This window comes from Arcticibacter sp. (genome assembly GCF_053551015.1).
The window spans coordinates 286,813-309,293 of sequence record NZ_JBMQOB010000003.1 but is presented as its reverse complement, the minus strand read 5'-3'; the positions used below and the strand labels follow the sequence as shown (position 1 = coordinate 309,293).

At 45.0% G+C, this 22,481-nt stretch carries 16 protein-coding genes; all 16 read left to right on the top strand.

All coding sequences use genetic code 11. From position 1 onward, the window contains the following. The coding region (locus tag ACO1NU_RS01775; RefSeq protein WP_448816730.1) for a transposase at positions 1–301 on the top strand (301 nt) is incomplete at its 5' end. Continuing rightward, entirely contained in the window at positions 298–1,137 is an 840-nt protein-coding gene (locus tag ACO1NU_RS01770) for an IS3 family transposase (protein ID WP_448816729.1), read from the top strand. The genes ACO1NU_RS01775 and ACO1NU_RS01770, both read left to right, overlap by 4 nt. 923 nt (positions 1,138–2,060) lie before the next feature. Beyond that, positions 2,061–3,737 (top strand): MutS-related protein, encoded by a 1,677-nt coding sequence (locus ACO1NU_RS01765; RefSeq protein ID WP_448816728.1) that lies wholly within the window; start codon positions 2,061–2,063, stop codon positions 3,735–3,737. Positions 3,738–3,937: 200 nt separating this feature from the next. Further along, a complete protein-coding gene (locus ACO1NU_RS01760) occupies positions 3,938–4,810 on the top strand; it encodes a carboxypeptidase-like regulatory domain-containing protein (protein WP_448816727.1) in 873 nt (290 codons plus the stop codon). Positions 4,811–4,973: 163 nt separating this feature from the next. Beyond that, positions 4,974–6,485 (top strand): pectinesterase family protein, encoded by a 1,512-nt coding sequence (locus ACO1NU_RS01755; RefSeq protein WP_448816726.1) that lies wholly within the window; start codon positions 4,974–4,976, stop codon positions 6,483–6,485. A 4-nt stretch (positions 6,486–6,489) separates the two neighbouring features. Continuing rightward, entirely contained in the window at positions 6,490–7,827 is a 1,338-nt protein-coding gene (locus tag ACO1NU_RS01750; protein ID WP_448816725.1) for a MutS-related protein, read from the top strand. A gap of 12 nt (positions 7,828–7,839) precedes the next feature. Then, positions 7,840–9,447, top strand: a complete 1,608-nt coding sequence (locus ACO1NU_RS01745; protein ID WP_448816724.1) for a glycoside hydrolase family 31 protein — start codon at positions 7,840–7,842, stop codon at positions 9,445–9,447. Between the two features lie 63 nt (positions 9,448–9,510). Then, a complete protein-coding gene (locus ACO1NU_RS01740; protein ID WP_448816723.1) occupies positions 9,511–10,533 on the top strand; it encodes a LacI family DNA-binding transcriptional regulator in 1,023 nt (340 codons plus the stop codon). Between the two features lie 190 nt (positions 10,534–10,723). Beyond that, positions 10,724–13,726, top strand: coding sequence for a SusC/RagA family TonB-linked outer membrane protein (locus ACO1NU_RS01735; RefSeq protein WP_448816722.1), 3,003 nt, complete (start codon positions 10,724–10,726; stop codon positions 13,724–13,726). 37 nt (positions 13,727–13,763) lie between these two features. After that, positions 13,764–15,281 carry a RagB/SusD family nutrient uptake outer membrane protein gene (locus tag ACO1NU_RS01730; RefSeq protein ID WP_448816721.1) on the top strand — a complete coding sequence of 506 codons (1,518 nt, stop codon included), beginning with the start codon at positions 13,764–13,766 and terminating at the stop codon, positions 15,279–15,281. A 27-nt stretch (positions 15,282–15,308) separates the two neighbouring features. Continuing rightward, positions 15,309–16,172, top strand: coding sequence for a PKD domain-containing protein (locus tag ACO1NU_RS01725; protein WP_448816720.1), 864 nt, complete (start codon positions 15,309–15,311; stop codon positions 16,170–16,172). Positions 16,173–16,178: 6 nt separating this feature from the next. Then, positions 16,179–17,294 (top strand): acyltransferase family protein, encoded by a 1,116-nt coding sequence (locus ACO1NU_RS01720; protein ID WP_448816719.1) that lies wholly within the window; start codon positions 16,179–16,181, stop codon positions 17,292–17,294. 11 nt (positions 17,295–17,305) lie between these two features. Further along, complete coding sequence (locus tag ACO1NU_RS01715; protein WP_448816718.1) at positions 17,306–18,856, top strand: DUF4832 domain-containing protein; 1,551 nt, start codon at positions 17,306–17,308, stop codon at positions 18,854–18,856. Positions 18,857–18,881: 25 nt separating this feature from the next. Next, positions 18,882–20,003 carry a phosphotransferase enzyme family protein gene (locus ACO1NU_RS01710; RefSeq protein ID WP_448816717.1) on the top strand — a complete coding sequence of 374 codons (1,122 nt, stop codon included), beginning with the start codon at positions 18,882–18,884 and terminating at the stop codon, positions 20,001–20,003. Between the two features lie 32 nt (positions 20,004–20,035). Further along, on the top strand, positions 20,036–21,385 hold the full coding sequence (locus ACO1NU_RS01705; protein WP_448816716.1) for a Gfo/Idh/MocA family protein: 1,350 nt from the start codon (positions 20,036–20,038) through the stop codon (positions 21,383–21,385). Between the two features lie 89 nt (positions 21,386–21,474). Next, positions 21,475–22,458, top strand: a complete 984-nt coding sequence (locus ACO1NU_RS01700; protein WP_448816715.1) for a DUF4097 family beta strand repeat-containing protein — start codon at positions 21,475–21,477, stop codon at positions 22,456–22,458. Positions 22,459–22,481: the final 23 nt, after the last annotated feature.

The window sequence follows — 22,481 nt, the reverse complement described above, 5'->3', positions numbered from 1 at the left end:
AGAGATGAGCAAGCAAACCCGACGCAAATTTACGTCTGCATTTAAAGCCAAAGTGGCTTTGGAAGCCATTAAGAACGATCAAACTTTAGCCGAATTGGGTAAGAAGTTTGATGTAAGTCCGATCGTTATTTCGAAGTGGAAATCGGAGCTTTTAGAAAAGCTACCGGGTATGTTCGATCGTCCAGGATCTGCCTCCCAAGAGAGCGAAACGGTCGATACGGAGAAACTCTACGCCCAGATCGGGCAACTGAAAGTGGAGAATGACTTTTTAAAAAAAGTCTCAGCCAAAATGGGAATATGAGGCAGCGTTCGGAATATATCCGTCCGGGCTTGCGGCGTTTATCGGTCCGTCGGCAATGTGATCTGCTCTCGGTTAATCGCAGTAGCCTGTATTACCGTCCGGTTGAAGAAAAGCCGGAGAACGTAAAAATGATGACCCTGATGGACAAGCATTTGATGAGGCATCCTACAGAAGGGGTGGTTTCCATGGTTTACTATCTGAAAGAACGCGGGTATCCCATTGGTCCTAAGCGGATCCGGAGGTTGTTTAAGCTCATGGGCAGAGAGACGATCTATCGCAGAAAGAACCTGACCAAAGCGGGTTTACGCGAGTTCATTAAGCCTTATCTGCTCCGTGGATTGCAGATTACCCACGCCAATCAGGTATGGTGCACGGATATCACCTACATTCCCATGGCAAGAGGTTTTATGTATCTGACGGCTGTAATCGATGTATATAGCCGAAAAATCATGGGCTGGAGAATCAGCAATAGCCTGGATGCAAAATGGTGCAAACAGGTATTGGAAGATGCCATTAGCAGACATGGAAAGCCGGAGATCGTAAACTCCGACCAGGGCGCCCAGTACACCAGCGCGCTGTGGACTCAGTGTCTGGATAAACACCAGATACTCATATCGATGGATGGCAAAGGAAGAGCAACAGATAATATCTGGATCGAACGGGTCTGGAAATCCATCAAGTACGGTTACATCTATCTGAATCCATGTGATAATGGAACCGAGCTGCTGCAAGGAGTGGCCCGGTACATCAATTATTATAATACCAGGACACACCATACGACCAAACAATCACCCAACAATCGCTACAATGAATCAACAGCTCAAAAGGCCGCTTAATACAGGAACATTAACACCGAAATATTAACTTAACTTACCAGACTTTTGGTCTCGAAAATGGGGAGTGTTATAGTCATTGGTGCTTTCCGTGATAAAACCACCTCTGTTATTATGAAGGTATTAAGCATTTCATTATTTCCATTACTGATTTATGTACATCTAGTACTATTTGGCGAAGTTGGCCTCTCTCAAGTTCGTGCTGGATTGTGGTGTCACATGGTTGGTTCGGCTTTGATGGGGATAGTGTTTTTTTAATTGGCTTGTTCTATATGTTATAGATATGGATGAAGTTATAAGATTTTTAATCTCACTTCTGTTGTAGCAGGTATAGCGATTACCAACGAGCAATCCAAATACCTACAACTAAAAGGATTTTCGTTATACTTACTTTCTTAACGGGACACCTTACCATCGGTATGGAACTGATGTTGCTGTTTTATGAAAGTAGCTCCGCGCATGCAGCGGTGAGCATGGAGTAGGCATTTTGGAAAAGATCCAAAGGTAGGTCAGGTGTTAATTAGTGTTAATAATATAAGTGTTCTGAAAAAGAATATTCTAAATAATTACCTTTATTCAAAGGGCTAAGCTCGGCAAAAGATTGAGCTCGATGTTCTTACTTTAAAACCTAACCATTATCTATAGAATGATGAGAGCTTATCTCCCTAAAAATTCAAGGATCCAGCATCGCTTGCTGACTTGGATGGTAAAATTGCCTGAAGAATACGCAGCCCTGGTGATAAGAACGGTATTAGTAGAAGTGCAGGTTCAAAAAGGGCTTTCGCTCGCATAACCGCAGCAGGCTATTAGATAACTACGGCAATTATAATTACTGGAATAGGGATAGCCCCTGCGTAGAGGCATTTTATGGTTGAAAGTCTCACCATATTGTACTTCCACCTTATGAGGGTTACAATTCACTTAAGATGCTTATAGATATATACCAGGGGTACTTTATATTATTTTTGATATTAGGTATTTGCATAACCGCTATTCTTGTATTGATCCGTTGGAAGAGATCGCGCCTTCTAAAAGGTTTGAAAAGCAGTTGGTCCAAAGAGGATACCCGTTTCAGAGACTTCAACCAAATATCTGCTTACCATAGGAGCGCTTCTAATGAAAAACATCCCTCGGTAGATAAAACTACCTCCTCAGACCTGAATCTTCATGAGGTGTACTCAAAGATCGATAGATGCAAGTCTAGAGTAGGGCAGCAGTATCTTTACTCTTTGCTACATTCTCCTGTTTTTGATGAAAATGTTTTAAAGGAACGAGAAATCCTTATTAGCCTGTTTCAAAACAATATCGACCTTAGATTAAGGACTCAAATAGAACTTTGGAAACTGAATAAGCATTTAACCTATTCAATACCAAATCTGATATTTGACTGGGCGTTAGAACCTATAAAATATAGGCTGTTTGTGTTCATTCTTAGTATCACACCTGTTCTTTTGGTGCTGCTAGGTATGTATTATTCAGGTAGTTTTTACCTTTTACTTCCCGTTTCGTTCTTGGCTAATCTGATTGTTCATTACAAAAATAAGCCAAAGTTGAGGTTCTTCATGACTCCTTTTGCTCAAATAGTAGCACTCAGTGAATCTTCTAAGAAGATAGAGAATTTAGGTGGCGCCTTAAGTCTCTTTGATTTGGAGAAAGCCCATCAAAAGTTCAAGAGTTTAAAATTGACCCAATTCTTGTTAACGAGCGAGAACCATGAGCACAATGAGTTTTCTTCGTTCGTAGCGTTATTATTGGAATATATTAAGATAACATTTCTTTTGGAGATCAATTTGTTAGACAGGTGTATGAAGATAGCCTCTTCTTTTCGCGAAGAGATACATGAACTATACAAGTATATTGGATTAATCGATTCGTGTATTTCAATAGCTTCATATCGGCAAGGGCTTGATTTTTATTGTATTCCGCAGTTTGGTCAGGTAGCCCGGATAAAAGCTGAAGATATTGTACACCCATTGATCAAGGATTGTGTGGCCAACAGTATCAATACGAATGAAAAGAATGTATTAATCACTGGTTCTAACATGTCGGGTAAGACTACATTTATCCGAACCGTTGCACTTAATGCGATACTTGCTCAATCTATCCATACTGTTTGTGCAAAATCGTATGAGACATGCTTCTTAAATGTATCAAGTTCGATTGGGATTAGCGATGACGTACTTCTTGGAAAAAGCTACTATCTGAGCGAACTCGAATCAGTCTATAATTTCATTGAACGCTCAGATGAGTCGGGAACTGTAAACTTGTTCGTTATGGACGAACTGTTTAAGGGTACTAACACTGCTGAACGGATCGCAGCCGGACAAGCCGTCTTAGAATATTTAGGTAGGGGTAATAATATTGTTTTTGTATCCACTCACGATCTTGAGCTATCTTCTCTTCTACACTCAAGCTACGATCTATATCATTTTAGCGAGGAGGTGAATAACACAGGGCTCTGTTTTGATCATAAAATCAAGAAGGGAGTACTCAAGACGAGAAATGCAATAAAACTTCTGAGTTACTTTGGATTTCCGGAAGAAATAATCCGATCTGCAAACACTTATCTCCGGTCGGCTCATAATTATGAGCCGACCGAATAAGTATCTAAACACTAACTGTTGAAAGGGAGAGTTTTAATATATAGCTGTAATATGAAAATTAGCGATCATGTACCTGGTAGCGATAAAGAACATGAGGAGTCGGTGTAGTCGGTCAATCTGGGCCTATTATTCGTTTCAACAATCAATTAATACATATATGTGAAGCTTGGATGATTATTTATTTCTGAAGAGTTATGGGTATGATGAATATATATCTTGCGTTTGTATTCTGTTTTTTCTCTGGATTTATATCGGCGCAAACCCCCGTTTTTGAAGGTCGGGTGATGCATGGAAAGGAGGCTGTTCCTTTTGCAACAATTGGCGTAAAAGGGAAAAATATTGGAACTGTGGCTAATGAAAATGGCTACTTCAAACTTATTCTACCTATGGATAAATTGTCGAAGGATAATGATACGATAATTGTATCCAGTATTGGTTTCATTGAAAAAAAGCTATCGATTGATAAAATTGGAAGAGCTGTAGGTAAGTCCCAAGAGGTGTTTCTGGAGAAGGATGAATTTCTTCTGGAAGAAGTTAAAATCAAACCTGGGAAAGTTAAGGTAAAGCGATTCGGTAACTCACGAGTAGCACGCTTAACAAGTCATACCATCTTCCCTCGTAGCCAGCAGGTCGACGATGCTCTTGGACGGGAAACCGGAATGGTATTAAAAATTGATACTAATATAACATTGAAGGATTTCAACATATATATTAGTGGAAATCAGTTTAAGAATGTACGATTTAGACTGCAATTTTACGACCTTTCGAATGATGTTCCTGTGCTGATTCCGGTAAGGGATGACATCTTGTTTGATAGTGGCCCTAATAGTGGCTGGATTAAAGTTGACTTAAAAGAACATAATATAAGCATTAGGGGGAAGGAGAAAATTGGTGTCACTATCCAATGGTTGACGAGCGAAAAATTGGATGATAATAGCAGGTTTCTGTCGATCTCGGGTTTTCTGAAGGTTTTCTCTTTGGGAGGTCTATATCGACCAAAAAGTCAAGCCCTATGGCAGTATTCCAAATGGACTCTTAGTTTATACTTGACAGCAGATTCATTTTCAATGTGATATAGATGGGGCTGACGGCTTATTTTGGAATGATTGTTCGTTGCCCTGAATCATAAAATACCACATTTGTTTTCGCAGCTGATTTCAGGGAAGATCACACCATGAAAAAAGTAATTAGATAATGATTAACTTACAAGGGTAACTAATCCGATATTATTTCCGCATGTGTAAGTCTCTCAGAACGCTCACTCTTCTATTTATAGGATTAATCATTTGTACCTCCTTACATGCCCAGGTAGCTGTTAATGTGTTCCCCGCAAACGGGGCGGAAAAAGTTAACCCAGACACCCGTCTTATTCTCACTTTCAGCGGGAGTTTTAAAATTCGTAATAAAGGTCAGATCAAGATCTATGATTATGCAACCGACGAGTTGGTGGACATGCTCGATATGAGCATTCCTCCTGGTCCAAAAAACACCCGCACCCCCGCACCGTACGAATCTTTGGTTTATAACTCATATGGGGATCAAATGTATTCTGTGAAAGAACCGGATACTAACCAGAATCATGTATATCAGAAAAACTATATAGGGGGCACTCTTGAAGTTGACGCATTCCACTTTTATCCTGTAATTGTTAGGGGACAGTCGGCCATCATTTGCCCGCATAATAACAAGTTGAAATACAACAAAACGTATTATGTACAGATAGACCCGGAGGTGTTTTCCAATAGCAATGTCGCATTTCAGGGATTCAAAGGAAAGAAGGCGTGGGTTTTCGGTACAAAAAAGCAGGTGCCCTCACTTGCAGCGAAAAGCTATGTTGTATCAGCGAATGGGACAGGTGATTTCAGCACCGTTCAGGGGGCGGTTGATTATATCCCTGAAAAAAATGCTGACCGGAAGACTATCCATATCAGGAATGGGATTTACGATGAAATTGTCTACTTCAGAAATAAGGAAAACATCACTTTCGCAGGTGAAGACAGAGAAAAGGTAATCATTAACTATGCGAATAATGGTGTTTTTAACACCCGCCTGATGAGTGCTGATCCGGCCCTGTCTAATGGCAGCCACAGTTTAAGGGCTGTGTTTGCGATACATAACTCACGTGGGATTCAGTTGCGGGATCTTACTTTGAGGTCTCTCGGTGAAAAACCGGCGCAGGCGGAAGCTCTTCTTGTTATCGGTAAAAAGAACATCATAAGCGGGGTGAATATTGAGGGTTCCGGGGACGCGTTGCAGGCGACCGGTACGATCTATGTCCGGGACTCGAAGATACAGGGCTTTGGGGATAACGTGCTTGGATATGGAGCCGTCTTTTTCGAGAACTGTGATTTTGTATCTACGTACGGTCCTCATTTATGGGTTCGGAACACGCAGGCTAATCATGGGAATGTGCTCCTGAATTGCACCTTGCGGACTATTGGTGATGTGGAGACTACCATTGCCCGCGCACCCAACAGCAATGGGTTTTCTTATCCGTTTGTTGAAGCTGTTTTGATTGACTGTAAACTGGACGGAATAGTGCCGGAAGGATGGGGCAAAGTAGCGGATGAGACTAAGGATATTCGGTATTGGGAGTACAATAGTACCACGCTGGATGGTAAACCGATAGACAGTAGCAGGCGTCATGCTGCTTCGCGTCAGCTTGATCCGGAGAAAGATAAAGAACTGCTAAAAAATTACCGCACTCCTTCGTATATCCTGGAAGGTTGGACTCCGGTCATAGAATAGCCTTATGAAATTTGTAATAGATAGAGAAACCTACAACGATCTCGAGATCTTTAGTAGTCCGGAGTCTAGTCTTTTTTCCATCCTGAACCACACCAAAACATCTGGAGGAGAGAGACTGCTGAAATCCACTATGCAGGAAGTACTCAACGATTTGGTTGAAATTGAGCAGAGAAGGGATTTGTTTCAATTCTTTTGCGTGGGGAATATTGAACTTGAAGTGGAGAAGTATCAAATGGAGAACATCGATTTCTACCTCTCTCAGTTTAGCAGGAGCTGTCTTAAAGATAATGCAATCGATGCGTTTTATGATCATTGGTCTTATAAATTTACGCCCAGCCAGGATTATTATCAGATCACAACAGGAGTAAAAGACATCATTCGCTTGCTAAAATCGCTCAATGATTTTGGCGCAAAGGTTCGGAATGAGATAAATGGAGACCTGATCATGAAAGATGGGCATGAGCTAGAGAGATTGTTAGCTGACAAGGTAGTGGCAAGAAATCTTTATTCGGATAAAGATATCGGCTTCCGGGATCTGAGCTACCTGGATAATTTGTTCCGCGCAAGAGAAAAGTTACTTCTTAAGCAGATTGTTCAATGGGTCTACAGGATTGATATGGCAACAGCTCTGTCCAAACTGGTAAAGGAAAAAGGATGGTGCCTTGCGGACTATCTCAGAGATTCGGAGAGTGTGTTGAGCGGTGAAGGGATGTTTCACCCGTGTATAAACCGGGCTGTCAGCAATGACTTCACAGTGGGCAGTCAATCAAACGTGACCTTCCTGACGGGCCCCAATATGGCAGGTAAATCCTCGTTTTTAAAGACGATCGGAATCTCAGTTTATCTCGCACATCTCGGCTTCCCTGTTCCGGCAACAAGATTTTCAACTCCGGTTTTTAATGGGCTGGTGACTACGATCAATTTGCCTGATAATATTCACGAGGGATTGAGTCATTTTTATAGTGAAGCACAGCGCATTCGCAATACGGCAATGAAGTTATCTGATCCAGGCAAGCTATTCGTCATATTCGATGAATTATTCAGAGGGACTAATCTCAAAGATGCGTTCGAGGCAACGATTCAGCTGATCACTTCTCTGGCGAAAATAAAGCATTCCACTTTTCTCGTATCAAGCCATTTGGTAGATATTATTCCTGATCTTGCAGGAGTGGAAGGGGTGGTTTTAAAATGCTTCGATTGCTCATTTACGGATGGCCGGCCCGTGTTTTCCTACAAGATCAAGGATGGCGCATCGAACGAACGGTTGGGGATGTACATCCTCAGAAACGAAGGGATCTTTGAGATTCTTGAGGGGGCAGTCGGCGAGAAGATGATGAACTAAGATAAAAAGGACATGAGAACTCTCTGCAAATTTGGTTTGTTGTTAAGCATCAGTTTTCTAGTTGTACCAACCCTGCTTTGTGCGCAGTCGATTACGCTTAAAGATGGTGAACAGTGGTTTGGAGGGGCTGTTAACGAAGCTCATTTGATGCCTTTTCAGGACGGCTACAAGTTGAATATGTACGGTGATGTGCGGGGCAACCAGGCTACACCTTTGTTGTTGTCGACGCATGGCCGCTTTGTATGGAGCGAGGAGCCGTTTGAGTTTGCGTTTGACAAGAATGCACTGGTGATAACGAATGCTAAAGCTAAGATAGTTGTCGATTCTTCAGGGATGAATGTACGGGATGCATTCCTGAATGCGTCGAAGCGGTTTTTTCCTGCTAAAAAGATGCTGCCTGATACCTTGCTTTTTAGCCGTCCTCAATATAATACCTGGATTGAGCTGGTGTACAACCAGAATCAAAAGGATATACTAAGCTATGCAAGGGCAATAAAGGTGAATGGATTTCCGCCGGGAGTAATCATGATCGATGACAATTGGGCTGATTACTATGGCCGCTTTGATTTTCGCAGTGATCGTTTTGATAATGCCAGGGCAATGGTTGATACGCTGCATCAGCTCGGGTTTAAAGTTATGCTTTGGGTGAGTCCGTTTGTGTCGCCGGATACGGAAGTCTTTCGGGAGCTGCTGAGTAAGAAGCTGCTTTTGTTTAGCAGGAATGGAGATCAGGCTCTAACCTGGAAAAAGGCAGACAGGCCAGCCCTGATCAATTGGTGGAACGGCTATAGCGCAGTGATGGATTTTACGAATCCTGACGCAAAAAAATGGTTCAGTGGTCGCCTGAACTATATGGTCAGCCAATATCATATTGACGGATTTAAATTTGACGCGGGTGACGCCGATTTCTACCCAGCGGATGCTGTCTCATTTTCTGATGCTTCTCCCAATGAACACACCAGATTGTGGGGAGAGATTGGCCTGCAATTTCCTTTGAATGAGTATCGTGCCATGTGGAAGATGGGCGGGGAGCCTTTGGTTGAACGCTTGCGGGATAAGCAGCATACCTGGGTGGATTTGCAGAAGCTTGTTCCGCATATCACCACAGCCGGGTTGCTGGGATATCAGTTCACGTGTCCGGATATGATTGGAGGCGGAGAATTTGGTTCATTCCGGGATACGAAGATCCTGGATCAGGAGTTAATTGTCCGTTCCGCCGCCTGCTCGGCTTTGATGCCTATGATGCAGTTCTCGGTTGCTCCATGGCGGGTACTTTCAAAGTCTAACCTGGCGATCGTGAAGAACATGGTAGAGTTGCGCAAGGGATATACCCCCTACATCCTTGAACTGGCAAAGGCGTCGGCATCCACCGGTGAGCCTATTGTGAGGAGTATGGAGTATGTGTTTCCTGCGCAGGGGTTCTCCGAAGAGAAGGGGCAATTTATGCTTGGCAACAAGTATTTGGTGGCTCCGGTGATGACAAAAGGGACGTTGAAGGAGATCCATTTACCGAAGGGTAAATGGAGGGATGACAAGGGGAAACTATTCACCGGCCCCCGCACTATTAATCAAAACGTTGGGCTCGACAGATTACCTGTCTTTGAGCTATTAGATCGCTGAATCTGACTTAGAGACTCAGAAAATATGCTATATTTAAGGGCGGGATGAACGTTTTTAATTATTATGCAGAGTAACAAGTTACCTACCATTAAGGAGATTGCCAAGAAGCTGAATGTGTCTGTATCCACGGTGTCTAGGGCTTTGCATGATCATCCGAGTATCGGTCAGGTAACAACAATGCGTGTGCATAAAATAGCCAAGGAACTCGGTTATGAGGTGAACAAATCAGCCATCTACTTCAAGGAGCGCAAAACATACACCATCGGCGTAATCATTCCGAGTTTGGCAGAGCCTTTCTTTTCGTCTGCTCTTTCTGGTGTAGAAGATTTTGCAGGACAATTTAATTATAACGTGATCATTGGACAGTCGCTGGATAGTGTGGAACGCGAGATGCGGATCGTTGAGAATATGAAGGATCACCGGGTGGATGGAATCCTGGTATCCTTAACGAAGGAGACCTCTACGTATGAGCACTTTGAAAATTTAAAGAGGTACAACATTCCCATTGTTTTCTTTGACAGGGTTCCGCAGAAGAAGGATATCCACTTTGTGTCTTGTAATCTGTATTCAGGTATGCTTCAGGCGATTAAGGAGCTGGTTGAATTGGGGCACAAAAAGATCGGACTGATCAATGGCCCTGCAAAGATGGCGGCTACACTTCAGCGGCTGGAGATTTACTTCAAGTGCCTGAAGCAAAATGATCTTTCAATCGATTATGACATCATCACATCGACAACCTTAAGTAAAGACGACAACATAAGAGCTATCGAAAGACTGATTAATCTGGAGGAGAGGCCTACGGCCGTTATCGTATTTAACGATTATGTACTGCTCGACTGCATTACCAGCGTAAAGACAGCGGGATTGCAGGTGAACAAGGATATCAGCTTCATCAGCTTTGCTAACTTACCTATCTGGGAATATATGGATACGAAGCCACTCGCTTCGATAGAACAGTTCGCATATAAGCAGGCTTCAAAGGCAACCGACTTTCTTTTTAAACTTATTGAGACCAACAATAAGGGCGGAGAGCCAAATCCCGCGTATTTTCAGGAAGTTATCGACTCTGAATTGGTTAATTACTAAGAAAAGTGTGAAAAAAGCGTGTTGTAATCTTCCATATTGAAGATTAGTCAAACGTTTGCGCGAACAAATCAAACGTTTGCGTAGTTCACAGTCCTTGTTCTTCCGGCAAGATTCATTCTTTTAGTGACTTTTTTAGCAGAACTTTAGGTTATTCCATCGAATTTGATCGACTAACCCTACCCAACGCTGTATGAAAAAAGTTCTACTCCTGTTTTGTTGCCTGATGACATTCTCCCGGGTGTTTTCACAAAGTAATTCGGTATCAGGTAAAGTCATTTCCAGCTCTGATCAGCAGCCGCTTCCGGGCGCGGCGATTTCGGTCAAGGGCCTTAGAGCGGGTGCATCCACTTCCACGGACGGCACCTTCGTTATTTCTCTTCCCTCAGCCAGGGCCACTCTGGTCGTTTCTTCTGTTGGCTTTCTGAATAAGGAGGTGGAGGTGAGCGCGGGACAAAAGAATATTGTTATCTTTTTGTCTGACAACGTTACTCAGTTGAGTGATGTAGTTGTTGTTGGTTACAGTAGCAAGAAACAGAGCGAGCTGACGAGTGCGGTAAGTGTGGTCTCGGCTGAGAAACTGAAAGACGTCACTGCTAATAACGTGGGTACGATGCTGCAGGGTAAAGTGGCGGGGCTTCAGGTAGTAAACAGCTCGGGTGCGCCGGGTGCTGCTCCTGAGATCAGGCTACGCGGTGTATCATCGGTAAACGCCAATCAAAGTCCGCTTTACGTGGTCGACGGTATCATCGGAGGTAACTACGACCCGAATGATGTAGAGTCTATTACTGTGCTGAAAGACGCTGCATCTACGGCTCTATACGGATCGCAAGCGAATGCGGGTGTGATCATCGTGACTACCAAAAGCGCTAAGACAGGGAAGACTCGTTTTGAGGTCAGAGCTACCGGAGGGTTCCGGACAGCTGACTTCGGTAAGATGGATCTAATGACCAGCAATGAATTGTACGACTACCAAAAAGAGTTTTACCGCGATTATATTGTGGGTGCGACTGACAACTCGTACAAAATTGACCTCATAAAGTTCTACAGTGAGCGTCCGCTTGAGTTGCGGAACCAGGATTACGACTGGGCAAAAGAGTCTTTCAAGCCTGCGGCCGTACAGAACTACTATGTGTCTGCGAGCGGTAAGACTGAAAAGAACGATTACTATGCAGGCGTCTCCTATTACAATGAAAAGGGAACGTTCATCAATACCGGCTTCCAGCGGGTCAACCTCCGGGCAAACTCTACATACCATCTTTCTAAGAGACTTGACATAAGCAATAATATCAACCTGAGTGGTTCTACCGGGCGGAGCTACGATTACATGGATATGTATTATTCCTTTCTGAATATGCCCTGGGATAATCCATACGACGAGAATGGTAATCCGGTGTATGTGGATGGTAATTCCACATTTAAATGGTGGTCCAGAGATAAGATCAACCCGATTCATACGGTAGAAAATTCCGATCATACATACAAGGGGTTTGATGTGAACTATGATTTTATGGTGAACTACCGGATTACGGATTGGCTGACTTTTTCCAGTACCAACAGGGTGTCTGCAGCATTTAACAAGGCGGTCAATTATGTTTCCCCTGTTGCAGCGGGAACCTATCATAACGACGGCTATATCAATGAGCTCAATACTCTGAACTATGGGGGTATATCCAATAACCTGCTGAAATTTAACTTTGATCTGGGCGATCATGCTCTTAGTGGCCTTGCAGGTCTGATCTTTGAAGGCGGTAAGGCTGAGTTTTCCGGGGGATCAGGCAGGGGCTTGCCTGAAGGGCTCAAGGTCCTGAACGTGGCGTCAAATACGCAGCTCGTGAACGGTTATAACGATCGCAGTGAGCTCCGCTCATTCCTCTCACAGCTGAATTATACTTATAAGGGTCGTTATATTTTATCGGGTTCGTTCCGTGTTGACGGGTCTTCTGCATTTCCGGAAAGTAAACAGTATGGCTCCTTTCCAGCGGTTTCGGGTGCCTGGCTGATTAGCAATGAGGAATTTCTCAAAGGCAGCAGCGTTATCGACAATCTGAAGCTACGGGCTAGCTATGGAGTGACAGGGACCCAGGATATCGGTGCTTCCCGGTATCTGGGTTTGTTCTCGCTGACGACTCAGTACAACTCCCTTGTAGGGGCCGTGCCTTACCAGTTGGCTAATCCGCTGTTAACCTGGGAGAGCAAGCATCAAACAAACATTGGTTTCGACCTCAGCTTGTTTAAACGCATCAGCCTGACAGCTGACGTGTATAAGAACGACACTAAAAACCTGCTTCTTGAGGTATCGCAACCTTTATCTGTCGGTTTTGAAACCCGGTGGGAGAATGCAGGTAATGTGATCAACAAGGGTATCGAGATTGGACTGAATACCATCAACGTCACCAATAAAAACTTCGAGTGGGTAACTGATTTCAATATCAACTTCAACAACAACAAGATCTATGGATTGCCTGCAGATGTTGTCAAAACAGGATCCTGGAGCATTTCGCAGATCTACCGGAATGATGGAAACCTGTATGAGTTCTACATGCCTAAGTGGGCTGGTATAGACAGCGAAACAGGGGCACCACTCTGGGAAAAGATCATTTATAACGATGCCGGCGTAGCTGTTGCACGTGAAAAGACGGCGAACTACGCAGATGCGACCATACAGGAGTCGGGCTCTGCACTGCCCAAGTTCCAGGGTGGATTTAACAACAGTTTCCGATATAAGAGTTTTGGGCTGCGTGTGAATACCTATTTCAATTATGGTAATAAGGTGTTCAGCAACAATCTGCGTTTTATGATGAATGACGGTCATGAACCCTATTACAATCAGATCAGGCTACCCGACGATGCCCGGGTATGGACAGGTCCGGGTGACACGGGAGCAACCGAGCCGAGTCCTCAAAACTCAGCTAATTCGACGGAAACCTCCACAAGGTACCTTCGGAATGGTAGCTATTTCACCATCAGGAACGTCGCATTCAACTATACATTGCCTGAGTCTTTCTCCAAGAGATTAAACCTTGAAAATATCACAATTGGTGTAACCGCTGATAATGTGGCGACCTTCTCCGACTTTCTTGGACAAGATCCGCAGACCACTATCACCCCGGGAGGCTTTGTTACACCTGGTGTTTCAGACTTTAAGTATCCAAACAACAGACAGTTTCTATTTACGATTAACTGCAACTTTTAAATCATCCGCGTACACTGCGTAAAGTAAATTATTTGAAATGAAAAATAAGATAACCGCCATACTGATCCTGTTGCTGATGATATCAAGCAGTTGCAAGGATCTTTCCGTTCTGCCAACAGATGCCACCAGTACAGAGACGCTGGTTACAACCCAAGCCGGATTAACGAATGCATTAAACGGTGCGTATGCCCTGTTTAAGGATCATATCACTTTCAACGGGATTGTTGATCAGAATAACATGTATCTGCGACAATTTTATCACCTTTCTGACTTTGCCAGCGATGACATTGTTAACGGGCAAGTCACTACCGACCCCCTGTACTATAGCTTCACTTTGGGCCATTCGCCTTCACAGGGCAACACCCGGTATTTTTGGTATGTATCGTATAAGATCATATCCGGTGTGAATACGGTCATTGATGCTGTAGAAAAGTCGGGCGATCAGGATCCTGCCAAGCAGCAGCTGCTCGGTGAGTGCTACTTCCTTCGTGCCTTTTGCCACTTTAACCTGGTACGCTTTTTCGGAAAGCCATACAGTATTGATCCGGAGTCGCCGGGGATTATTCTTCGCACCTCTTTGAATGATGAATCAGTTAAAACACGTTCGACAGTGGCAGAGGTTTATGCGTCCGTAATTGCCGATGCGGAGAAAGCTGCGAGCCTGATGACACAGCCCAGAGGAGTGCAATATGCTTCTAAGGAGGCGGCGTGGGCGCTGCTGTCGCGGGTTAATCTTTATAAAGAGGACAATCAGAAAGCGATCGATTATGCCAATCAGGTGATCAACTCCGGTCGTTTTGCACTGGAGACAAAGGCAAGCTATCCGGGACTTTTTTCCAAGGCCACAAGCAGTAATGAAACGATCTTTTGTATCGCCTTTACTGCAGCTGATGATTATGGTAAGTTTGGTTCCATCGCGTCTATGATCTACTCGGACGGGAACTCCGGCTGGGGTGAAGAATATGCTTCAGCTTCATTGCGGAGTGTGATGTCAAAACATCCGGAGGATGTACGCTGGTCTTATATTGTACCCTGGAAAGATGCCAGCGGAACCGTGCAGAAAAAGAACGGCATCGAGATGTATTATATCAGCAAATTTTCTTTTCAGGATGGATCTCCCAACCTGAGCTCACCCATTATGTTCAGACTTGCTGAAATGTACCTGAACAAGGCAGAGGCGAAAGCCAAGCTCAATCAAACTGCTGCGGCACTGACCGATCTTGACCAGATCCGTAGAAACCGTGGACTGGAAGGGGCATTGTACAATGGGGCGCTACCAGCAGGCTATACAGCACTGGATGCTGTGCTTGAGGAAAGGCGTATTGAGCTGGCGTTTGAAGGTCACCGCACATTCGACGTTTTCAGAAACAAGCGGTCTTTGGATAAGACTTACTGGGGATACCACCTGCCCGGGTTGAAGGAAACGGATATCGACTTAAGTCGTGTTCCGAGCGGATATCCCAATATGGTAGTGCCTTATACCAATCCCCGCATTATCTACTTTATTCCCATCGATGAAGTACTTAGCAATGCTCAGGTTGTTCAGAATCCTTAATAGATCGATGTCTTTAAACTTACGACGATGAAAAGAAGTATAAAAAATATATATCTGTTTGCCTTTGTGCTTGTCGCCTGTACATTCAGCGCCTGCGAGAAAGAGGAATCGGAAATTCAAACAGATCTGCTGTATGAGGTTGCCGTTGAAGGCAACCAGGCTACTTTCAAGGTGAAAACAACGGGAGTAAGTGGCTACCGTTGGGAGTTTGGTGATGGTGAAACATCTACTGAACCCAATCCAACGCATACTTATCCGGGAAAGGGCAAATATGTGCCCACCTTGTATGCTACCGTAGAAGGAAAAATGGTGGAAGCGTCCACTGTATTGCGTATAGCGAAAACCACTCCCGTTAAGATCAACGACAACACGCTGGATGACTGGGCTACAGTAAGCAACAGCATTACGCTCGGAGGAACCAAAGGTGTGTTCAATGAGGTGAAGATGGATTATGACGGGAATTATGTGTATGTGTATGTCGATATGGTGGGCAGAAAAGCAAACGGCGATATTTTTGATTTTTATATCGATTCGGATAATAACCCTGCTACTGGCTTATTGACAGGTACCTTTACAGAAGGTGGCTACGATATACTCCTAGAGGGGCAGCTGCTTACCGCGGGTGTAGATATTTTCTATCATAACAGCACAGATCAGAATGCTTTCAGTTTTGCTCAACAGAGCATCGCCGAAGCATACCAGGTAGGTACGGTCAGTGAAAGCGGTGCAAATGTCAGATTTGAGATGCGCATTGCCCGTGGAAAGCTCAAGGGATTGACAGGCTCTGGACTGAGGATTGCGATACAGGCTATTAAGAGCGACTGGTCAGCGGTATTGGGCAGCGCACCTGATGAGGGGACTGCGAGCTTCCGTCTGGACATGAGTGAGTAGATGACCATGGGGACGATTAAGCAATTCGATGGAGGACGCGTTCTTTCCCTCGATGTGATGCGTGGCGCGATCATGTTGTTGTTATGCGCCGAAAGCTGCATGGTGTATGTAGCGTTTAATAACCTCCGTCCGGTGCAGCCCTTCGCCGGGATAGTGGAGCAGTTCTTCCATCATCCATGGCACGGTCTACGTTTCTGGGATCTCGTTCAGCCTGCCTTTATGTTTATGGCTGGCGCTGCCATGTATATCTCTTACAGCCGCAAGTCTGCAAAAGGTATCAGTTGGGGTTCAAACCTGAAGCATGTATTATGGCGCAGCCTGAAATTGTTTATCTGCGGCGTCGCATTACATTGCGTTTATCAGGGTGAGCTGGTATGGGAGCTTTGGAACGTGCTTACACAGCTTGCATTTACGACAGTCATTGCGTATCTGATAATCAGGGCATCTTTTGTATGGCAGCTATTTGTTTCGCTCGCCTTGCTTGTGATCACAGAGGCACTTTACAGAAGTATTCTAATGCCCGGATTTGATCAGCCTTTTGTTGAGTTCCACAACTTCGGTGCTTACATGGATACCGTTTTGATGGGGAAGATCAACAGTGATGGCTGGGTAGCGATTAATATCATTCCCACAGCCGCACATACCATATGGGGGGTGTTGACGGGGAGGCTTCTCGTTTCGGAGGCCACTACCTCATCCAAGATCAGGGCACTGCTGCTATTCGGCGCCGCAGCTCTATTCCTCGGATATGGACTGGATCTGTTGAATGTTACGCCCATTATCAAGCGTATTAGTACATCGTCGTTCGTACTCGCATCAGGAGGGTGGGTTCTGCTGATCCAGGCGTTCATCTATTGGCTTGTTGATGTTAAAGATCAGGTGAAATACGCCTGGGTATTCTCTGTGATGGGTATGAACGCGATCTTCATCTACCTCTTCTTCGAGACGGTAGGTATGCAGTGGGTTAATGGGGCGATTAACATCTTTAGTGGAGGCATGCTGCAGACATTCTTTGATACTCCGAAGGAAATAGCGGCCCTTGTATCTGCATTAACTGCCTGGTTGGCTGAATGGAGCCTGTGTTATTGGTTATATACAAAAAAGATATTCTTTAAACTCTAATCGTGCGTATTATGAGAATCCGTTTTAATAAGTTCTTTTTGGGTGTTTTTATGCCTGTCCTGTTCCTTACCACGTCATGTAAAGATACTGACGCCAGGTTGGTAGACATCGAAAAGGTTAAGGTGCCTTATGTTGAAAGTGCTGCTGACTTCCCCAATCCGGAAAGAGGCTTCTATCGCTATTCTGAAACCTATGCGAGCAGGTTCACTCAGCTGAATGCTGATGAATTGAAAGGCTACCGGAACACACAGACCGTGGAAGGAGCCGGCTATCAGGTTACCAGTACGCTGGTATTCAGATACTATATTCTGGATAATGCTACAGGGGGACCAATAGCCCCGGCGTTTCTTACCAATATGGAGAAGGATATGGTGGCTGCACGAACCGCTGGCGTTAAACTGATCCCGCGGTTTGTGTACACGGTTACACAGAAGAGCGGCGACTGTCCCGAGGGATTTATTTGTCCGCCTTACGGAGACGCCGCCAAAGCCGTTGTCCTGGCGCATATCGCCCAGCTTAAACCTGTGTTGCAGGCAAACGCGGATGTGATTGCATGCGTACAGCTCGGCTTTATCGGAACCTGGGGCGAACAGTACTACAGCGACTTCTTTGGTGATGCCTCGGGAAATGGAAAACAGGAGAACCGCTTGTCGAATCAGAACTGGTTGGACAGGGCAGAAGTTCTACGTGCGATGCTTGATGCAGTACCGGCTGACCGGACGGTGCAGGTACGTTATCCGCAGATCAAGCAGCGTTTCCTCTATGGGGTAACTGCACCGATCAGCAGTGCCGCGTTGACGGATGCAGAGGGGTTTACGAATGCTGATCGCGCACGAATAGGCTATCATAACGACTGCTTTCTGGCGAGTACCAATGATCTTGGAACCTACGAAGATTATGGGAACAGCACGTCACCGCGTACTTCGTCGGGTTCTGTTATTAACGCGCTGCGCGGCTATATGTCGGATGATAGCAAATATGTTGCGGTAGGGGGAGAAACCTGCTCAGATGATTACAGTCCGGCTAACGACTGCGAGCCGGCCGGTAAAGCGCAGCAGGAATTTGCCACGATGCATTATAGTTATCTGAATGCTCATTACAACAATAACGTGAACAATGACTGGCAGACAGGTGGCTGTATGGATAATATTAAACGTAATCTAGGCTACCGTTTTGTGCTGTTAAACGGAGTATACCCTGATCAGGTAGTCCGCGGTACCTCCATGACTATTGTCATCAATCTAAAGAACGCAGGATATGCATCCCCGTTCAACAAACGCACGGCGAAGCTGCTGCTGCGCAATAAGCAGAATAACGAAGTCTTTTCTTTTGACCTGGCATCGGATGTTCGTAAATGGTTTTCAGGGAATCATCAGATCCAGGAAAGTATTAAGGTTCCTGCTGATCTGGCTCCGGGTGATTATGAGCTGCTGCTCAACCTACCGGATGTATATGAGAGTCTGGCCACAAGAGCGGAATACAGTATCCGATTAGCGAATGAAGATGTATGGGAAGAAGCGACAGGATATAACAAGCTTAACCATACAGTGAAAGTTAACTAAGAGCAAGTACATTAACTCATCGGTAGTGCAAAGTGTAAAGAACATAGCAGAGATTGCAGATTTTTTCAATTGTCGGGTTGATATCGCGTCTCTGAAGAAATTTGGGTCGGGGCATATCAACAATACTTATTTTCTAAAGAACACGGATGCAGACGGTCCGGATTACTTGTTGCAGCAGATCAATCATCGGGTCTTTACAGATGTGGAGAAGCTGACCGCCAACATGTGCCGGGTTATCGATCATCTAAAGAGCAAGGTCGCTGCGAGAGAGTCCGGCTGTGCAGAGAAGGAAGTGATGACGCTGATCGAGGGAAGAGACGGAAAGTACTTCTACCAGGACAACCGCGGAAGTTACTGGCGGATGTGCATCTTTCTGCGGGATACGAAAACTTACGACCTGGTGGAAACAACGAAGCAGGCGTTCGAGGGAGGTAAGGCCTTTGGGCGGTTCCAGAATATGTTATCCGATATGCGCGCAGAAACCTTATATGAAGTAATCCCGAATTTTCACAATATTGAAAGTCGCTTATCGGCTCTGCGGCAGGCTGTCGAAGATGATCCTCTTAAACGCGTATCTGCTGTAAGGGCGCAGCTGGACTATATTGATGGTCATGCAGAAGAGATGCGTTACTTTCAGCGGCCTCAGCAACAGTCTGCTTTGCCCAAACGGGTGACGCATAACGATACCAAGTTTAACAATGTGCTGTTGAATGAACTTGATGAGGCACAGTGCGTAATTGATCTGGATACGGTGATGTGTGGTTATGTCGCCTATGATTTTGGTGACGCTATCCGGACCATCGTCAATACAAGAGCTGAAGATGAAGAAGATCCGGAGAAAATTGGACTTAACATACCGCTTTTCAAAGCATATACAAAGGGATATCTGCAGGAGGCCGGCGGATTTCTGATCGATGCTGAAGTACGATCACTTATTATGGGTGTTCTTTTGCTCCCCTACATGCAGGCCGTACGTTTTTTAACGGATCATATCAGTGGAGATACGTATTTTAAGATCAAGTTCGAGGGTCATAACCTGCAGAGAACGAAAGCACAGCTGCGGCTCTTTGAACTGCTCTACGAACAAAAGGAGGAACTGGACAGGATCGTTGCCGCTGAAATGTCGAATTATTGGAAAGAATTTTAAACACATCATTATTCAATATATAAACTGTTACTATGGATCGCAGAGATTTTGTTAAGAATGCCGCTGTAGGTATAGCGGGACTTACCATTTTGCCATCGGGGATGTTATTCGCCAGGGATAGAGATAAAATTCGCCTGGGCTATATTGGTGTCGGCCTTCGTGGTCGAGGTCATATCGGCGCAGGCTTGCTTCGTTCTGATGTTGAAATCGTCGCAATCTGCGATATTCAGGAGAGTTCACTAAAGCTTTGCAGACAACAATTTGTCGAGGCAAAAAAGAAGCTGCCTGTTGAATATACTGGAGGACTTGACGCTTATAAGAAAATGATCGAGCGTAAGGATATCGATGCGGTAATTATCTCGACTCCCTGGGAGTTTCACAGAGATCAGTCGATCGACACCATGCGCGCTGGTAAATATGTAGGCTGCGAAGTTATAGCCGGTATTACGACACAAGATCACTGGGATATTCTGAAGGTTTATGAGGAAACCAAGGTGCCGTACATGACGCTGGAAAATGTATGTTACAGACGGGATGTGATGGCAGCGTTGAACATGGTGCGCCAAAACATATTCGGTGAACTTGTCCATCTGGAGGGCGGCTATCAGCATGACCTAAGACCTGTGCTCTTCAACGATGGCAAGCAGTTCTATGGCGGAGGTGCAGAATTCGGTGCCAATAGCATTGGAGAGGCACAATGGCGTACACAATACAACATAGAGCGAAATGGCGATATTTACCCCACGCACGGAGCTGGCCCGGTTATGAATTATATCGACATCAACCGGGGAAACCGCTTTACCAATCTGGTATCATTTGCATCCAAATCTCCAGGATTGAACGCTTATATCAAGAAGATTGCGCCCGAACATAAGAATGCAAATATTAAGTTTAAAAATGGCGACATTATCACGACGACCTTGAACTGCGCTAACGGGGAGACGGTGGTGTTATCGCATGACACTCATTTGCCAAGACCATATTCTTTAGGTTTCCGTGTACAAGGAACAGAAGGAATATGGATGGACGTCAATGAGAGCATCTATATTGAAGGTAAGTCTAAGAAGTACGACGAATGGGATAAAGCCAGCGAATGGTTTGAGAAGTACGATCATCCCTTATGGAAGAAGTATGCGGACCTGGCTGAAGGTGCCGGTCACGGAGGTATGGACTGGTTTGTGTTCAATGCCTTCGTACAGGCGGTTAAGCAGCGTAAGCAAACGCCGATTGATATCTATGATTCATTGACCATGAGTGTTATTACTCCATTGTCTGAAAAATCGATTGCTGACGGAAATACGCCTCAGGAGTTCCCTGACTTCACCAAAGGAGCCTGGAAGAACCGCAAGAACACTTTTGCTCTGGATGACAGTGGATTTTAATTCATAGAGCTGTAACACTTCCCCTAAATTTTTCATCTTATGTATGTGCTAGTTAAATCGTAATAATTAACCCATATTAATCCCATAAGATGAAAAATTTAGTTGTGCTCTTCTTGACTTTTGGCTTGGCCGTATCGGCCAGGGCTCAGTTTAATGCGGACAAAGATCCGCTTATCACCAGGTCTTTGAGTAATCAGGCCATCAACAAGGTCGTTGCACGTACTTCGGGTGGTAGCATTACTGTGACGGGGGTGAGTGAGGGGGAAGCGAGGCTGGAGGTTTATGTCAAGCCTTCGGGGATGAACTTCGGTGGTGCTTCGAAGTCAGAGTTGCAGGAGAAGCTGAAAGAGGATTATGATCTGGTGATCTCATCAGCAAATAATCAGCTGCAGGTAACAGCTAAGTCGAAAAATCATGTGAACTGGAGACGTCAGTTAAATATCTCATATAAGATATATGTACCTCGGAATGTGGTAACAGACCTTGGCACGAGCGGAGGAAGCATCAGTCTTTCCAACTTGAATGGTAACCAGCGTTTCAGGACGAGTGGTGGAAGTTTGCAGTTGAGTAATCTACGTGGGAATATTGATGGCAAGACCTCGGGCGGCAGTATCCGAGCAGAGAACTGTACTGGAGGCGAGATGACACTAGCCACATCGGGTGGGTCTTTGACGTTGAATGATCTGAAAGGGACGATCCAGGCGAGCACCAGCGGTGGAAGTATCCGGGGCAGCCGTATCTCGGGAGAATTGAAAGCTCATACTTCCGGCGGTAGTATTCATCTGGATGATCTTTCCTGTAGTCTGGAAACGTCGACAAGCGGGGGGAGTGTAAACGTATCAGTGGCAAACCCTGGTAAATATTTGTCGGCAAGCACATCCGGAGGAAGTGTCAATGTGAGTATCCCGGGTAACAGAGGGCTGGATCTAAAGGTGAGTGGACAATCCGTAAAGGTGAGTCCTTTGAAGAATTTCAACGGAACGACAGACAAGCGCCACGTGACCGGAACCGTTAACGGCGGAGGTATCCCTGTGAATGTAAGCGGAAGCGGGAATGTGAATCTTTCCTTGTAGCTTTGCAGGCTCAAGCTCTCTTT

Coding starts and splice junctions, on each gene's coding strand:
- ACO1NU_RS01770 (WP_448816729.1), top strand. CDS start 298: ATGAGGCAGCGTTCGGAATATATCCGTCCGGGCTTGCGGCGTTTATCG.
- ACO1NU_RS01765 (WP_448816728.1), top strand. CDS start 2,061: ATGCTTATAGATATATACCAGGGGTACTTTATATTATTTTTGATATTA.
- ACO1NU_RS01760 (WP_448816727.1), top strand. CDS start 3,938: ATGATGAATATATATCTTGCGTTTGTATTCTGTTTTTTCTCTGGATTT.
- ACO1NU_RS01755 (WP_448816726.1), top strand. CDS start 4,974: ATGTGTAAGTCTCTCAGAACGCTCACTCTTCTATTTATAGGATTAATC.
- ACO1NU_RS01750 (WP_448816725.1), top strand. CDS start 6,490: ATGAAATTTGTAATAGATAGAGAAACCTACAACGATCTCGAGATCTTT.
- ACO1NU_RS01745 (WP_448816724.1), top strand. CDS start 7,840: ATGAGAACTCTCTGCAAATTTGGTTTGTTGTTAAGCATCAGTTTTCTA.
- ACO1NU_RS01740 (WP_448816723.1), top strand. CDS start 9,511: ATGCAGAGTAACAAGTTACCTACCATTAAGGAGATTGCCAAGAAGCTG.
- ACO1NU_RS01735 (WP_448816722.1), top strand. CDS start 10,724: ATGAAAAAAGTTCTACTCCTGTTTTGTTGCCTGATGACATTCTCCCGG.
- ACO1NU_RS01730 (WP_448816721.1), top strand. CDS start 13,764: ATGAAAAATAAGATAACCGCCATACTGATCCTGTTGCTGATGATATCA.
- ACO1NU_RS01725 (WP_448816720.1), top strand. CDS start 15,309: ATGAAAAGAAGTATAAAAAATATATATCTGTTTGCCTTTGTGCTTGTC.
- ACO1NU_RS01720 (WP_448816719.1), top strand. CDS start 16,179: ATGGGGACGATTAAGCAATTCGATGGAGGACGCGTTCTTTCCCTCGAT.
- ACO1NU_RS01715 (WP_448816718.1), top strand. CDS start 17,306: ATGAGAATCCGTTTTAATAAGTTCTTTTTGGGTGTTTTTATGCCTGTC.
- ACO1NU_RS01705 (WP_448816716.1), top strand. CDS start 20,036: ATGGATCGCAGAGATTTTGTTAAGAATGCCGCTGTAGGTATAGCGGGA.
- ACO1NU_RS01700 (WP_448816715.1), top strand. CDS start 21,475: ATGAAAAATTTAGTTGTGCTCTTCTTGACTTTTGGCTTGGCCGTATCG.